11 protein-coding genes are annotated in these 13,916 nt (G+C 67.7%); 5 read left to right on the forward strand and 6 right to left on the reverse strand.

Annotated features, from left to right (window positions below):
• Positions 1–60 precede the first annotated feature (60 nt).
• On the reverse strand, positions 61–2,535 hold the full coding sequence (locus H2037_RS08885) for a glycoside hydrolase family 3 protein (RefSeq protein WP_292120689.1): 2,475 nt from the start codon (positions 2,533–2,535) through the stop codon (positions 61–63).
• Between the two features lie 140 nt (positions 2,536–2,675).
• Between H2037_RS08885 and H2037_RS08890 the strand changes: the two genes are divergently transcribed.
• Entirely contained in the window at positions 2,676–4,637 is a 1,962-nt protein-coding gene (locus H2037_RS08890) for a glycoside hydrolase family 3 N-terminal domain-containing protein (RefSeq protein ID WP_292120499.1), read from the forward strand.
• Positions 4,638–4,833: 196 nt separating this feature from the next.
• Here the strand turns inward: H2037_RS08890 and H2037_RS08895 are convergent, their stop codons facing one another.
• Both H2037_RS08895 and H2037_RS08900 read right to left on the reverse strand, forming a co-directional pair.
• Entirely contained in the window at positions 4,834–5,307 is a 474-nt protein-coding gene (locus H2037_RS08895; protein ID WP_292120502.1) for an AtaL-like protein, read from the reverse strand.
• A 45-nt stretch (positions 5,308–5,352) separates the two neighbouring features.
• The gene (locus tag H2037_RS08900) at positions 5,353–6,216 is read right to left on the reverse strand and encodes an NmrA/HSCARG family protein (RefSeq protein ID WP_292120505.1); all 864 of its coding nucleotides are present in this window, start codon (positions 6,214–6,216) and stop codon (positions 5,353–5,355) included.
• Positions 6,217–6,323: 107 nt separating this feature from the next.
• Between H2037_RS08900 and H2037_RS08905 the strand changes: the two genes are divergently transcribed.
• Positions 6,324–7,214 (forward strand): LysR family transcriptional regulator, encoded by an 891-nt coding sequence (locus tag H2037_RS08905; RefSeq protein ID WP_292120508.1) that lies wholly within the window; start codon positions 6,324–6,326, stop codon positions 7,212–7,214.
• 205 nt (positions 7,215–7,419) lie between these two features.
• Here the strand turns inward: H2037_RS08905 and H2037_RS08910 are convergent, their stop codons facing one another.
• The 3 genes from H2037_RS08910 to H2037_RS08920 all read right to left on the reverse strand — a co-directional run bounded on the left by H2037_RS08910 (position 7,420) and on the right by H2037_RS08920 (position 9,296).
• Positions 7,420–7,734 (reverse strand): hypothetical protein, encoded by a 315-nt coding sequence (locus H2037_RS08910; RefSeq protein WP_292120510.1) that lies wholly within the window; start codon positions 7,732–7,734, stop codon positions 7,420–7,422.
• A complete protein-coding gene (locus H2037_RS08915; RefSeq protein WP_292120513.1) occupies positions 7,735–8,595 on the reverse strand; it encodes a DUF3313 family protein in 861 nt (286 codons plus the stop codon).
• A gap of 116 nt (positions 8,596–8,711) precedes the next feature.
• Positions 8,712–9,296 (reverse strand): isoprenylcysteine carboxylmethyltransferase family protein, encoded by a 585-nt coding sequence (locus H2037_RS08920; protein WP_292120515.1) that lies wholly within the window; start codon positions 9,294–9,296, stop codon positions 8,712–8,714.
• A gap of 323 nt (positions 9,297–9,619) precedes the next feature.
• Between H2037_RS08920 and H2037_RS08925 the strand changes: the two genes are divergently transcribed.
• From H2037_RS08925 to H2037_RS08935, 3 genes are all read left to right on the forward strand, one after another.
• A complete protein-coding gene (locus H2037_RS08925; protein ID WP_292120517.1) occupies positions 9,620–10,153 on the forward strand; it encodes an RNA polymerase sigma factor in 534 nt (177 codons plus the stop codon).
• Between the two features lie 88 nt (positions 10,154–10,241).
• Positions 10,242–11,234, forward strand: a complete 993-nt coding sequence (locus H2037_RS08930; RefSeq protein ID WP_292120520.1) for a FecR domain-containing protein — start codon at positions 10,242–10,244, stop codon at positions 11,232–11,234.
• 11 nt (positions 11,235–11,245) lie between these two features.
• On the forward strand, positions 11,246–13,642 hold the full coding sequence (locus tag H2037_RS08935; protein ID WP_292120523.1) for a TonB-dependent receptor: 2,397 nt from the start codon (positions 11,246–11,248) through the stop codon (positions 13,640–13,642).
• Positions 13,643–13,916 lie beyond the last annotated feature (274 nt).

A 13,916-nucleotide genomic window follows, 5' to 3' on the forward strand; every position in this document is an offset into this window, starting at 1 on the left:
CGGGCATGACAGCGTTCCCATAGCACTGCGTTCAGCTTATGACAACGCTACCAGTCGTCTTTACAAGGTCTTTTTCGGGCAGGGGTCCGTTACGGGGGCCGGACCGTCGGACAAACGGATGTCGGCCAGCGAAAGCGTTACCGGCGCGGTCGAGATCAGGCTGAACGGTTGATCGACCGATCTCAGTTCCACGCCGCTTTGAGCCAGACAGCGCAATGGGATGGAGATGGTGCGCCACTCCCCCGTCCGTCCCGTCAAGGGCGCGAGATCTAGGAAGGTCATGCCCATGCCGGTCCACAGCGCGCCGTTGATCGGCGTCTCCACCCGGGCGCGGAAGGTCAAGGCGCGATCCGACCGAGGCGACAGGTCGATCCGGTCGCCGCCGATCGACACCATGGCCTGACCGTTGAACGTCAGGCGCAGGCTGTCTTCCTGTATCGCGCCATCCGTCGGCGACCAGGCGACCGAAGCGCTCGCCCCGCTCGGCGTCGTGACCGCAGTGGAGCCGGCGGCGTCGCGGATGCTCATGGTCCAGGGCGGCTGGAAACGGCCCGCGACGAAGAAGCGATCCAGATTGACCGGCGGAAGATCGACGCCCGACACTTCGGACAAGGCCCCGACCACGCCCGGCCGGGCGTAGGATAGACCGTAGCCGTAGGCGAACAACGGATCATATCCGGGCTGACCCGGATTCAGTGGAGCCCCTTCTGCCGTGCGAGGCCAGGAGAAGGTCAACCGCCCGGTGAAGTCGTAGGCGGCCCGCCCCGACCGATCCGCCACCAGCACGTCGGCGACCCCCTGGCCCTGGGTCCCCGGCAGCCAGGCGGCGACGAAGGCGTCCGAGGCGTTCAGCTCAGGATTCACCCATAACGGACGCCCCGTCAGGAAGACCGAGACCGTCGGGATCCCCGCCGCCTGCAATCGCTTCAGGATCTCGAGCGGCTTTTCCGGCCGGTAGTCCAGATGGCGGACATCGCCCTGCCCCTCGGCATAGGGGGTCTCCCCGAAGACGACGACGGCCACGTCGGGCCTGTCCTCGAACAGTCCGTCGGGGTTCAGCGTCGCCTGACCGCCCGCTGCGGCCACGGCGTCCTTCAGCCCACCCCAGATCGACTGGCCGTTGGGGAAGTCGGCGTTGCTGTTGCCCGTGCCCTGCCAACTGATCGTCCAGCCGCCTGAGGCCTGTCCGATGTCGTCGGCGGCGACCCCCGCCACCAGCACCTTGGCGCCGGGTCGTATCGGCAGGACCGAACCTTCGTTCTTGAGCAAGACCAGAGACTTGCGCACCGCCTCGCGCGCCACGGCCAAATGGTCCGGCGCCCCCAGCCGGTCGAGTTCCCCCGCCACGGCGTATCGCGACGGCTCGAACACCCCGGCCTTGACCTTGACGCGCAGGATCCGCGTCACCGCCTCGTCCAGCACCGCCATGGAAATCCGGCCGGACCGCACCTGGGCCAGCGTATTGTCGTAGAGGCCGCGCCAGCTGTCGGGAGCCATGAACATGTCCAGGCCCGATTCAAGCGCCTCAGGGCAGCTGGTGTTGGTGCAGCCGGGCAGCTGGCCGTGGGCGTTCCAGTCGCCGACCACGAAGCCTTCGAAGCCCAACCGCCCTTTCAGGACGTCCCTGAGGAGGGTCGGATTGCCGGTGTGCTTGACCCCGTTCCAGCTCGAGAAGGAGGCCATGATGGTCAGGGCGCCGGCGTCGATCGCGGCCGGATAACCGCCCAGGTGGATATCGACCAGTTCCCGTTCGCCGATGATCGCGTCGCCCTGGTCATGACCGCCGTCCGTCCCCCCGTCGGCCAGGAAATGCTTGGCCGAGCTGACGACATGCTCGGGCCCGATGGGTCGGTCGGCGGACAGAACGCCCTGCAGCCCCTCCACCACGGCGCCGGCGTAAAGGGCCTGGACCTCCGGGTTTTCGGCATAGCCTTCCAGGGTGCGGCCCCACCGGTCGTCGCGCGGCACCGCCAGAGTAGGAGCGAAGGTCCAGTCGGCGCCGGTGGCGGCGATTTCCTCGGCCGTCACCGTCCCGATGCGTCGGATCAGGTCCGGGTCGTGCGCGGCGCCCAGGCCGATGTTGTGGGGAAAGATCGTTGCCCCGAAGATGTTGTTGTGACCGTGCACGGCGTCGACGCCGAACAGCAGGGGGACCCGCGCGCCGGGCCGCTGGGCCGCCGCCGCGCGGAAGGCCGCCGCCATGTCGACCCAGGCCTGGGCCGGGGCGCGGTCGTCGCCGCCGGGACCGGATGTGCCGCCCGCCAGGATCGACCCGAGCGGATAGGTCAGCAGGTCTTCCGGCTTGATCGAGGCGATGTCGGCCTGGATCGTCTGGCCCACCTTCTCCTCGACCGTCATGCGGGCCAGCAGGTCACGCACGAAGGCTTCCGTTTTGGCGTCCGTCATGGCCGCCGGACTGTGCGCCGCCGGCCACATCTCGGGATGGGCGCGCGAGGCCTCGGGCACGGGCGCCGCTCCGCCGCCGGTCGACTGAAGGGCAAGCGTCAATGCCGCGGCGATGGCCGTGGTGTTCATCATGGTCGTCTCCCCCGCGGCGGCCGCCGCGCTGTTTCCGCCTCTTTCGAGGTCTGTCGCTTTCGGTCCTGACAACCGGGCGATCTGACGCTAAGTATCGATGGTAACGTTGTCAACAATCTCTCTCCATGAGGTCGCCCATGCTCTCTCACTTCCTGCCCGCGGCACTGGCCGCCGCGCTGGCGGCCGCCCAGCCCGCCGGCGACGCCGCGCCGGTCCTCCAGCAGGACGGAAAGACTTTTCGCGACCTCAATCACAATGCGCGCCTCGATCCCTATGAGGATCATCGTCTGAGCACCGCCCGCCGCGTCGCCGACCTGCTGGCCCGCATGACGCTAGAGGAAAAGGCCGGCGCGGTCATGCACGGCACCGCGCCGACGCCGCAGGGCGTAGGCGGCGGCGTGGGCGAGACCTATGATCTCGCCCGGTTCGAGACCCTCAATCGCGATCGCCACATCAATAGCGTCATAACCCGTCTGAGCGCCCGGCCCGACGTTCTGGCGGCGCAGAACAACGAGCTTCAGAGCGTGGCCAGCAGCTCACGTCTGGGGATCCCCGTGACGATCAGCACCGACCCCCGCAACCATTTCCAGCGCACCGATGGCGCCAGCCTGGCCGCGCTGGGCTTCTCGCAATGGCCCGAGCCCCTCGGTTTCGCCGCGCTGGATGATGCAGAGGTCGTGCGGCGGTTCGGCGACGCGGCGCGCCGTGAGTATCGGGCGGTCGGCATCCACATGGCCCTGTCGCCCCAGGCGGATCTGGCCACCGAGCCACGCTGGTCAAGGATCAACGGAACCTTCGGTGAGGACCCCGACCGCGCCGCGCGGATGGTCCAGGCCTATGTGGTCGGCTTCCAGGGCGCACCGAACGGGCTACGCTCGGACGGCGTAGCCGCGGTGGTCAAACACTGGGTCGGCTATGGCGCCGCGCCGGAAGGCTGGGACGGCCACAATCACTATGGACGTTTCTCACGTCTGGGCGACGCCGAACTGGAGACCCACATCAGACCGTTCCTCGGCGCCTTCGCGTCCGGCGTCGCGGGCGTCATGCCCACCTACAACATCCTGCAGGGCGTCACGCTGGACGGCGCGCCGCTGGAGCCGGTCGGCGCCGGATTCAGTCACGGCCTGCTGACGACCCTGCTGAGGGACCGCTACGGCTTCCAGGGTCTGGTGGTGTCGGACTGGGCGATCACCAACGACTGCAGCGAAAACTGCCGCACGGGCGCGACCCCGCACCGGTTCGGCGACATCGCCATGCCCTGGGGCGTGGAGGATCTCAGCGAAACCGAAAGATTCGCCAAGGGCATGAACGCCGGCGTCGACCAGTTCGGCGGCACCGAACAGACGGACCGGATGATCGAGGCGGTCCGACAGGGACAGGTCTCCGAAGCGCGTCTGAATCAGGCCGTCAGCCGCGTGCTGAGACTGAAGTTCGAGCTCGGCCTGTTCGATCATCCCTTCGTCGATCCGACCGCCGCCGCCCGGACCCTGGCCGAGCCGGACCGCCAGGCGATGGCCGACCAGGTCCAACGCCGCGCCATGGTGACGCTGGAAAATCGCCTGCCCGGACCGATCGCGCCCGGCGCGCGCGTCTATTTGCACGGTGTGTCGCCCGAGGCGGCCCGCGCCGCCGGCCTGGTTCCGGTGGAGACCGCGCAGGAGGCGGACTTCGCGCTGTTTCGCCTGGCCGCGCCGTTCGAGACGCCCCACCCCAACTTCTTCTTCGGCAGCCGTCAGCACGAAGGCGCCCTCGACTTTCCCGCCGACGATCCGGCCCTGGCCGATCTGCAACGGGTGGCGACGCTGAAGCCGACCGTCGTCAGCGTCTATCTGGACCGCCCCGCCGTCCTCACCCCGCTGAAGCCGCTGGCGACCCTGCTGGTGGGGGAGTTCGGCGCATCGGACGCCGCCGTGCTGGACGTCGCTATGGGTCGGGCCCAGACCGAGGGGCGGCTGCCCTTCGCCCTGCCCGCCTCCATGGATCAGGTGCGGGCCCAGGATCCGGCCCGTCCCGACGACCTCGGCGCCCCCCTCTATCCGCTCGGCTATGCCTGGACGGAGGAGACGGGCGGGCATCAGTCCTCAAGCCTTTCGAAATAGAGAGACCAGCCCGGCCGACCGTCAGCAAAGCGCGCGTCTCCAGCCGCGACGGCGCGCGCCCCGCTTCCATCCAGGCCTCCCGCGCCGCCTGCAGCCCCGCGGTGCGGCGCCGGGACCGCCGCCGCAGGGGCTGACGCCCTTGGGGGCGTCGAAAGGCGGGCTACCCAGCGGGGTAGCCCCCTGTTCGATCACTAAGTCAGAGCTTGCCTTCGGCCAGCAGTTCGCGGGTTCGCTTCAGGGTCGACAGGAGCGCGGCCCTGTAGCCGTTGTCGCTGTCGAACTGCGCTTGCTCGGCCTGCTCCTCGGGGCCTCCCGACTGCTTTCCGCGCAGACCCATGTAGCAATAGAACCGGAGCTGGAGTTCGCCCGCCTCATCCTCGAACAGCTCATTGATGATCGAGCCTTCGCGCGGGCCGGTCGCCTGGAAGAAGGTCACCTTGGCTAGCGGCTCGAGGGTGATGATTTCGCGGAGGTCCTGCCCCGCGATCGTAGCCTGGCGCACGAAATGGGTGGCGCTCTCCTCGGTCACATCGCAGCGGGTGCACAGGCCCGGCGGCAAGAAGAGACGCGCATCGCGAGCCTTGCTTTCCAGGCCCTTCCAGACCTGGTCGCGGGTGAGCGGGGTTTCGCCCTGTGGGTTCACCGGGACAGTCGCGGTCGAGTAGATCATGATAGGTTCCTTGTTCCTTGGGTCCACGCTTTCGGTTGAGGTCGATTAGGCGGTGATCTGGGCGACGTAGTCGCGATAGGAGCGCAGCGGGCGGCCCAGCAGGGCGGTGAGCCGGTCAACATCGCCTGTCTCCGGGATCATGCCGTCGGTCTGGAAGCGTTCAGCCATCTGGCGCATGTCGTAGGCCATCCAGCTCGGCATGAATTGGCGCAGGTTCTGCTCGAAGCCCGCAGTATCATCGCCCGCATAGGCGACGGTGCGGCCGAGCACATCGGACCAGACGGTGGCGGCGGCGGTACCGGTCAGTATGTCGGGCCCGACCAGGTTGAGGTAGATCGTCGGCAACGGCGCGCCTGCCTGTTCGCGACGGATCAGCTCGGTGGCGGCGACCTCGCCGACATCGCGCGCATCGATCATCGCCAGGCCCTTGTCGCCGATCGGCATCGGATAGACGCCATAGCCAGTCACCACGTCGCGAACCTGGATCTCATTGTCCATGAAATAGGCAGGCCGCAGGATTGTGGCAGGCATGCCCATCGCCTCGATCATCCGCTCGACGCCGAACTTGCCGGCAAAATGCGGCACGTTCACGTAGACGTCGCTGTGGATCACCGAGAGATAGACGATCCGCTCGATACCGGCCTCGCGGGCGACATTGAGCGCGATCAACGCCTGGGTGAATTCGTCGGCCACGACGCCGTTCAACAGGAACAGCGTGGAGACGCCCGACATGGCGGCGCGCAGCGAGTCCACGTCGAGCAGGTCGCCCTGGACGACGTCGACACCGGCGGGAAGGCAGGCCTTGGCGGGATCGCGAGCGAGAGCGCGGACGTCGGCTCCGCGGGCGACGAGTTGGGCGACGACGTTGCGGCCGACATTGCCGGTGGCGCCGGTGACGAGAATGGTCATGAGGGTTTCTCCTGATGGGCTTGAGCCGGTTGGCATGTCCAAGCTAGTGATCCATGAGATGGCCGATAGATGGTTTATATGGACGGACTGTCTCGCAGGTGGAACACATGGATCTGGTCGCAATTGTCGATTTCAATCTCGTCGCGCGCTATGGCGGGTTCGGTAAGGCGGCCCGCGCGGCCGCGCGGCCGAAGGCGACGCTGTCCCGTCGTGTGGCCGAATTGGAAGCGAGCCTGAACGTCCGTCTGTTCGAGCGAGGCGCGCGATCGCTGAAGCTGACGGAGGAAGGACGGGCGTTGTTCGAACGAACCGCCGTGCTGCTCACCGAACTCGACGAAGCCGCCGCCGCCATTGCGTCCGGCGGGCGCAATCCCCGGGGCCGCTTGCGGATCAGCGCGCCGTTGCTTTTCTCACAGACGGCCATGGGCCGGCTCGCCGCAGGGTTTGCGATGAAATTCCCGGCCGTAAGACTGGAAGTGACGACCGAGGACCGGGCCGTCAACATGATCGAGGAAGCCTATGACCTGGTGATCCGGGTCAATCCTGAACCGGACGCTGCGCTGGTCGGGCGACCGTTCCTCCATGATCGCCTCGTTGTCGTCGGCAGCCCCGAACTGCTCCGCCCGGACGATGCGCCGGTCCCTGCAGTCGTGCGTGGGCCCATCGGGCAAAGCACGACCTGGGAGGTGGCGACCGCCTCGGGCAAGGCGAGCATCCCTGTGAACCCGATGCTCGGCTTGTCATCGATGATGATGGTGCGCGAGGCGGTACGAGCGGGGGTGGGGGTCGGCCGGCTGCCCCTGTCGCTCGTCAGCCATGATCTCAGCGAGGGCAAGCTGGCGCTTTGGGGAGACGTCGAAGGGCCGGGCACTGCGCTATGGGCGCTGTACCCTACGCGCCGACTGCTCAGCGCGCGCGTTTCGGCCTTTCTAGACTATCTGCGGGAAGCATTTCCGGAAGGAACACCGGACGAATTGGCCGCCTACGTGGGCCGGTGAATGATCGAGCGAGATAGCTAAACCGACAGACGAGGCCGGCACAGTGGGAGGAAACGCTGGTCGTGGCTGAAATGTCCACGACGATCGTCATGATTCCGCCCGCTCCAACGCGCTGTTTCGCCTCGTCCGGGATCGGCGCCGACCTGACGCGGCCGTCGCCTCTGGGGCGACGCCCTCGGGCGCGCTGAGGCCTTGGGATCGGCCTTCATCGCCCCACTGTTGACGCATCGACCACCAAATGGACGTCTCCAAGCGTCAAGCGGGCGGCGCCCAGCAGTTGGTTCCGGTCCGCCTCGTCCGCGCTGGAGCCGTCCAGAGCGCAGACGCGGCCGCCTCGATCCCAGATGTCCTCGACCAAGGAAGCGACGGCCCGGCGACGCGCCGTGAAGTGGATGGCGACGCCCACTCCGGCCTCGGCGAGAGAACGGACCAATGCGAGCCCCTTCCCATCCGCGACGTTCAGCACCAGGGCGACCGGGACATTCGGCGCGCGATGGGTCGCTGTGACGGCCGCACCCATCTAGCGCGCCTCGGGAGACGCGAGGGATCCGTCGAGGCGAGGCTCGGTCTCGCCGCCCTGAGGCGCGTCGGACGGGCGGACGACGGCGCCGGCGCCCTCGATTGCTGGATGGTACAGGCCAGTGAAATGACCGACGGCGAAGCCGGCGGCCGACCTGGCGATATTGCGCCGCGGGCCAAAGGCGGCGCAGGGATCGGGGTCACCGATGTCGGAGACCGGCCGGGCCTTGCTGGCGAAGGCGTCCCCCACGGCGTCGCCCATAGGCTCAGCCATCTGCAGAGCGTCGCCGACACGCGAGAGGGACGGAGAGTCGCGGCCGACGTACTGGGCGTTTCGCGCCCAGGAGATGGCGGCGATCTGACGACCGGCGCCCGCCTCGAGCATCTCGGATTCAACAGCCAGCCCCCCTGTGGTCATCGGAGCGCGCAGATCGATCACCGGGACGAAGAAGCCCACCGCCGCGCTCGCCGCAGATCCGATCCGACCCGTCTGTTGCACGCGCACGATGGCCGTGCGGACGGTGGCGCTGTCCGGCGTCCGCACGGGGGTGATGACGAACCGCTCGCTCACCTCGAAGCAGATCTGTCGATCGACCTCGCTCAGGACTCGGTCTCGGTCGGCGGACGCCAGTTGCGTCTCCACGCCGGGCGCGAACACGGCGGGCTCAAGAAACACCACACGCACGGCGTCAGAAGCCGCGTCGTCACGAAAGCGCCGGTTCGAGGCGCTCAGGCTGCGCGGCGGCGCCTGCAGTCCGTCGTAGCTGACGAGGAATCCGGAATTCTTCGCCGGCGTCGTGTGGCACGCAGCCAGGGCCGCTGAGGCGAGCAGCGGCGCCAGGGCGAGAACGGGCTTGGTCATGGTGATCTCCAGTTTCGAGGGAAGGACGTGAGGGTTCGGCCGCCCGTTCAAGACGGGTGGGACGGCGGAATGTTGAGGAGCCCGGGGTTGGGCGGATTCAGCCAGCGCCAGGCGGATCAGGGCAGCGTCAGCAGGGCCGGAAGCAGGCCTTCAGCCTGGGCCTCGGATAGGATCGCCATCACTGGAACAGCCAGGATGAGCACAGCCCCGTCCAAGACCGTCGTCACAAATCGGCCTGGACTGATCTCAAGACGAGGTTCGTCGCGCCAAGCCGACCATCGCGGCCAGAACCGAGGCGTGGCCCCCAGGTAGCGATCGTATTCCGCTCCAAACGTTGCGCGCAGCCAGGTTTCTTCGCGCCTGACCGTCTGCCGCAGCACAACGAAGGTCAGCAGCACGGCGCCCAAAGACAGGGTAAGACTGCCCGTCTGCGCTCCGACGCCGAAGGCCGCGACAAAGCTGAAGAGATAGAGCGGGTTGCGAGAGACCGAATAGGGGCCGCGCATCACGATCTCCCGGGTTTTGCGGCCTCCGATGTAGAGCGAGCACCAGGCGCGACCCAGGATCGCGCCGCAGATGGCCATCAGACCCGTCGTCGCGAGGGCGTCTTCCAAGAGCGTGCCCTGCGAAACCGGCCGGGTCACCGCCGCCGCTCCGATAAAGGCGAAGATCACGACGGCGAGGATGGCCTTGCGTCGCAACTGTACGCGGCGAAGATCCTCGGGGTCCGGCGGCGCCGATCCCACGTCGGACGTCGCCTGGACAGGGCGGCTCGACAGCAGGACTATCGGCGTGGATCGCGAGCGGTGACCGGCGCCGTTTGAAAAATCATTTCGGGGGGAGGTCATCGCGTTCGCGGCTCTGTAAAACGCACCTGCAAGCTCGGCGCTCCGTCAATGACGTCGCCGTCGCGCCGACGTCTCAATGGAATTTAAAATTTTCTGCGGGCCATTGCGTGACGCCCGACGTCGTTCGAAACAGGCGGGCGGGCGTCGCCGTCCGGTATCCACAGGTCTGTTTCCACGTGGCGCAACCCGCGAAAGCCGAACTCCTCGCCGTCTACCTCGATCGACGCCCTGCCCTGGTGCGGTTCTTCACGGCACGGACGGGATCCGCAGACCGCGCCGAGGACATCGTGCAGGACATCTATGTCCGGCTACAGGCCTTGTCAGACGCCGCCGCCGCCGAGGTGAAGAACCCGGCGCCTTTCCTTTACCGCATCGGCGGAAATCTCATGCTGGACAGCCTCCGCGCCGGTCGAAGAACCGCGAACCGCGATCAGGCATGGACAGACACTGCCGGCGTCAGCATCGACGGAATCGCCGTGGTCGACGCGCCGTCGCCTGAAGAGGCCGCCTGGGCCCGGCTGAAACTGGATCAGGTCGCCGCCGCTCTGGAGGGGCTGCCGCCCAAGGCGCGGCACGCGTTTCGCCTGCACAAGATCGAAGGGCTCAGCCACGCCGAGGTTGCAGTGCGTATGGGGGTGTCGCGCAGCTCGGTCGAGAAATACGTCAGCACGGTCTTGGCGCGCCTGCTGGAAAAGGTGGGTTGGCCGTGATGTCGAGATTTAGCCATTTTTCCTTGTGGGACGCCGCCTGCGGCGACGTCTACTCTCCGGGACGCCTTGCCCCGCAGATCGGAACCCCATGACCCGCGCCCGCGACCTTCCCTCCTCCGTCATCGACCAGGCCTCGGCCTGGGCGGTGCGGATGGCTGGCGAGGCGGCGTCGGAGGCCGACTATCTGGCGCTTGAGGCCTGGCTGGCCCAGTCCCCGCTTCATGCCGCCGCCTTTACGGAGGCCGAGGGCCTGCTTGCGGCGCTGGACGAGGATCGGGCGGCCCTTGACGCCGCCGTCGTCCGCTCTGTTCCGACCTCGCTCCCCGGCCTCTCCCGCGGGCCCGCGACGAAGCGCGGCGGGGCGCGGCTGTGGCGCTGGGCGGGCGGCGGCCTGGCTGCGGCCGCCGCCGTGGTCGCCGCGATCGCCGTGGCGCCGTCCCTGCTCGACCGCCCGGAAGTCTTTGTCACGGCCCCGGGCGAGCAACGCACCGTCATCCTCGCCGACGGCTCCACCATCGCCATGAACGGCGCTTCCCGCCTGTCTGTCCGCCTGACCTCCGGCGAACGGCTGGTCGAAATGGGGCCAGCCGAGGCCGCCTTCGACGTGGCCCGAGATCCGGAGCGGCCCTTCCGCGTCATCGTCGGCGAGAGTCGGGTCGAGGTGCTGGGCACGGCTTTCGCCATCCGACGAGACGATGCGACCACCCGCGTGGCTGTCTCGCGCGGGGTCGTGCGGGTCTCCGACCTGCAGAATCCGGCGCGCAATGTGCGACTCACCCGCGGTCAGGCGGTCGCACGCGCCGACGACGACGATGCGCTGCATGTGACCGCGGCTCCCCAGGACGCCGCCGGCTGGCGCACCGGTCGGCTGGTCTATGAAGACCGGCCGCTGTCCGAGGTGATCGCCGATCTTAACCGCGCCTACCGAACGCCCATAAGGGCGGTGGATGGAGCCGGGGACGTGCGCTTTACCGGCGTGCTCGTTCTGGACGATCAGCCGGCGACCGTTCGGCGGCTGGAGACCTTCGTTCCGGTCGTCGCCGCTCGTACGGACGGAGCCATCGAACTCAGGCCGCGCTGAGCCCGCCAGACATGTCTCCACTCGTTCGTCGCGCAGCCGCAGGAGCCGGCCTGGTCTCGGTGCTGGGATGCGGCGTCGCGCACGCCGGCGTCGCCCACGTGCTGTCCATTCCCGCCCAGCCGATGCCTGCTGCAGTCCTGCGGCTCGGCGCCCAGGCCGGCGTGTCCATCGGCGCCGGCGCGGCGGCGGCCTGTGGTCGCTCCAGGCCCATACGAGGCTCTTACGACGTGGAGACCGCCTTGCGTCTGATGCTCGCGGGGAGCGACTGCACCTTCCGCCGCATCGACGCCCAGACCTATCTGATCGTACGAAGACCAGCCGCTCCGCCCCGGCCCGCGCGGGCCCCGCCACCGGCGGCAGCGGCGGTAGACCTCGACACCATCGTGGTCACCGCCACCAAACGGGACATCGCCCTGGCCGGTGCGCCCTATTCGCTGTCGGCCGTCGACGGCGCGGTGTTCGACGCCGCAGGCCGCCGTGACACCGCCGCGCTGGCGACCCGGCTGGCGGGACTGACCGTCACCAATCTGGGACCGGGCCGAAATAAGCTGTTCGTGCGCGGCCTCGCCGACAGCGCCCTGACCGGCCAGACCCAGGCCATGGTCGGCCTCTATCTGGACGACACTCGCCTGACCTACGATGCGCCGGATCCCGATCTTCGTCTCGTTGATCTTGAGCGGGTCGAACTCCTTCGGGGCCCCCAAGGCAGCCTTTACGGCGCCGGGGCGATCGGGGGCGTGCTGAAGCTGGTCAGCCGTGCGCCTCGGCTTGACGTCTATGAGGCCGAAGCGACGGCAGGACTGACCTTCGCCGACGACACCGCGCCCGGGCATTCCGTCGATCTTGTCCTCAACGCGCCCCTGCTGCGGGACCGGCTCGCCCTGCGCGCCGTCGTCTACGAGGAGGTGCTGCAGGGGGTCGTGGACGATCCGGGCCTGGATCTGCGGAACACCGGCGCGACCGTTCGCAACGGCGCGCGCCTGGGCCTCCTCTGGCGGATCAATCCAAGATGGGAGGCCCGGCTCGGTTCGGTGTTCCAGATCCTCGAGTTGGATGACAGTCAGTACGCCTTCGAAGCGCTGAATCCCTACGAGCGTGCGTTGTCGGTGCGCGAACCCAGCAACAACGACTTCAATGGCGCCTCGCTCACCGTGACAGGCGACTACGAGTGGGGACGGGTCAAGCTGACCAGCGCCTATCAGGGCCACGACCTGGATCGTCGTTACGACGCCACTACGGCCGGCTGGCGGTTCGGCGGCGGCGGCGGTCCGCTGGCTCATGACGAAGCCGACAGCATCCGCGCCTTCGCCCTCGAGGCCTCGGTCGCTTCGTCCCCTTCCGCCGCCTTCGGGTGGATCGCCGGGCTCTACGGCTCCCACTACAGCCATGATCGAACCGGCGAGGTGCTCGATTTGGAAACCGAGACGCCGCTCTACGAGGCAGAGAAACGTGATGAAACCAATGAAGGCGCAGTCTTTGGCGAGACCAGCTGGGCCCCTTACGAGCGCCTGAAGCTCGTCCTGGGCGGTCGCTATTTCTATGTGGCGACCCAGTCTTCCACCCGTGCCGTGCTGAGTCGCGGCGCCACGGACGCCTTTGACGGAGAAACGCAGGACGACGGCTTCGTGTCTAAAGCGGTGGTGGAGTATGCGCTCCGCGACAACGTCCTGCTTTTCGGGCAGGTCAGTCAGGGTTATCGGGTAGGCGGCTTCAACGGGGGCGTCCTGCTGGACGGGGACTATGGCCAGCCGGGCGGGCCCCAACCCTATCGCGAATTCCGCCCAGACACCCTGAACAGCCATGAGATCGGCGTTCGCTTGCGGGCCTTCGAGGATCGCCTAGCCCTGCGTCTCGCGGCTTTCGTGGTCGATTGGCGTTCCATCCAGTCAGATCGCGTATCCTCCGACGGCCTGCCCTTCACCGCCAATATCGGATCAGGCAGCAACGAGGGGTTTGAAGCTGAGGCGGTCTGGCAGGACGGCCCCTGGCGCGTCGATGTCAACTTCATGGGCGGGAACCCCCATCTCGACGCGGCCGACGACAGCTATCCCCTGTCTGCCAACGGCGACCTGCCCGGGGTCCCCCGCATATTGGGCGCCGCGAGCGCACGTCGCGAAGGCGCGCTTCTCGGACACCAGGCGTGGGCCAGCGGATCGGTCGGATACGTCGGGCGATCGACGCAACAACTGACGCCCGAGACAATCACCAACATGGGCGGCTACTGGACCACTGAAATGGCCGCAGGCATAGCCAGGGGGGACTGGGCGGCGACGCTGCGGCTCGACAACCTGTTCGGCGCCGCCGGCGACACATTCGGCTACGGTAATCCGTTTCTCTTAGATTCCGAGACTGTCACCACCCCGCAAAGACCCAGGAACCTGTCGCTGTCCCTGACGCGGCGTTTTTGAAACGTTGTGAGGCGGCTTGCAGGCGGGGTTTCAGGCGAGAAAGATCCCGCCATCCCGTTGCACTGGCTGCCTGGAATCGGGGCTATGAGTTTGTCGGGCGGTTTCGCGGGGTCTGCACCCGTGGCCGAAACGATTTAAGACTTCTTCTGGCCCTCGTCCAAACGTCGGCTATCGATCGGTAGGGAAGCCAATGTCGTCGCCCTGGTTTCCAAACTCCGAGGCTGCGACCTCGCAAAGCTGCGCCTCAGTGAGGTGGCCCACGATGGGACCATCC

The sequence above is a fragment of the Brevundimonas sp. genome, assembly GCF_013912065.1.
Classification (GTDB): domain Bacteria; phylum Pseudomonadota; class Alphaproteobacteria; order Caulobacterales; family Caulobacteraceae; genus Brevundimonas.

What these genes read in the sequence shown, in the direction of transcription:
- H2037_RS08885 (WP_292120689.1), bottom strand. Translation starts at nt 2,535, where the DNA reads ATGAACACCACGGCCATCGCCGCGGCATTGACGCTTGCCCTTCAGTCG.
- H2037_RS08900 (WP_292120505.1), bottom strand. Translation starts at nt 6,216, where the DNA reads ATGACCATTCTCGTCACCGGCGCCACCGGCAATGTCGGCCGCAACGTC.
- H2037_RS08915 (WP_292120513.1), bottom strand. Translation starts at nt 8,595, where the DNA reads ATGACCAAGCCCGTTCTCGCCCTGGCGCCGCTGCTCGCCTCAGCGGCC.
- H2037_RS08935 (WP_292120523.1), top strand. Translation starts at nt 11,246, where the DNA reads ATGTCTCCACTCGTTCGTCGCGCAGCCGCAGGAGCCGGCCTGGTCTCG.
- H2037_RS08895 (WP_292120502.1), bottom strand. Translation starts at nt 5,307, where the DNA reads ATGATCTACTCGACCGCGACTGTCCCGGTGAACCCACAGGGCGAAACC.
- H2037_RS08930 (WP_292120520.1), top strand. Translation starts at nt 10,242, where the DNA reads ATGACCCGCGCCCGCGACCTTCCCTCCTCCGTCATCGACCAGGCCTCG.
- H2037_RS08905 (WP_292120508.1), top strand. Translation starts at nt 6,324, where the DNA reads ATGGATCTGGTCGCAATTGTCGATTTCAATCTCGTCGCGCGCTATGGC.
- H2037_RS08910 (WP_292120510.1), bottom strand. Translation starts at nt 7,734, where the DNA reads ATGGGTGCGGCCGTCACAGCGACCCATCGCGCGCCGAATGTCCCGGTC.
- H2037_RS08890 (WP_292120499.1), top strand. Translation starts at nt 2,676, where the DNA reads ATGCTCTCTCACTTCCTGCCCGCGGCACTGGCCGCCGCGCTGGCGGCC.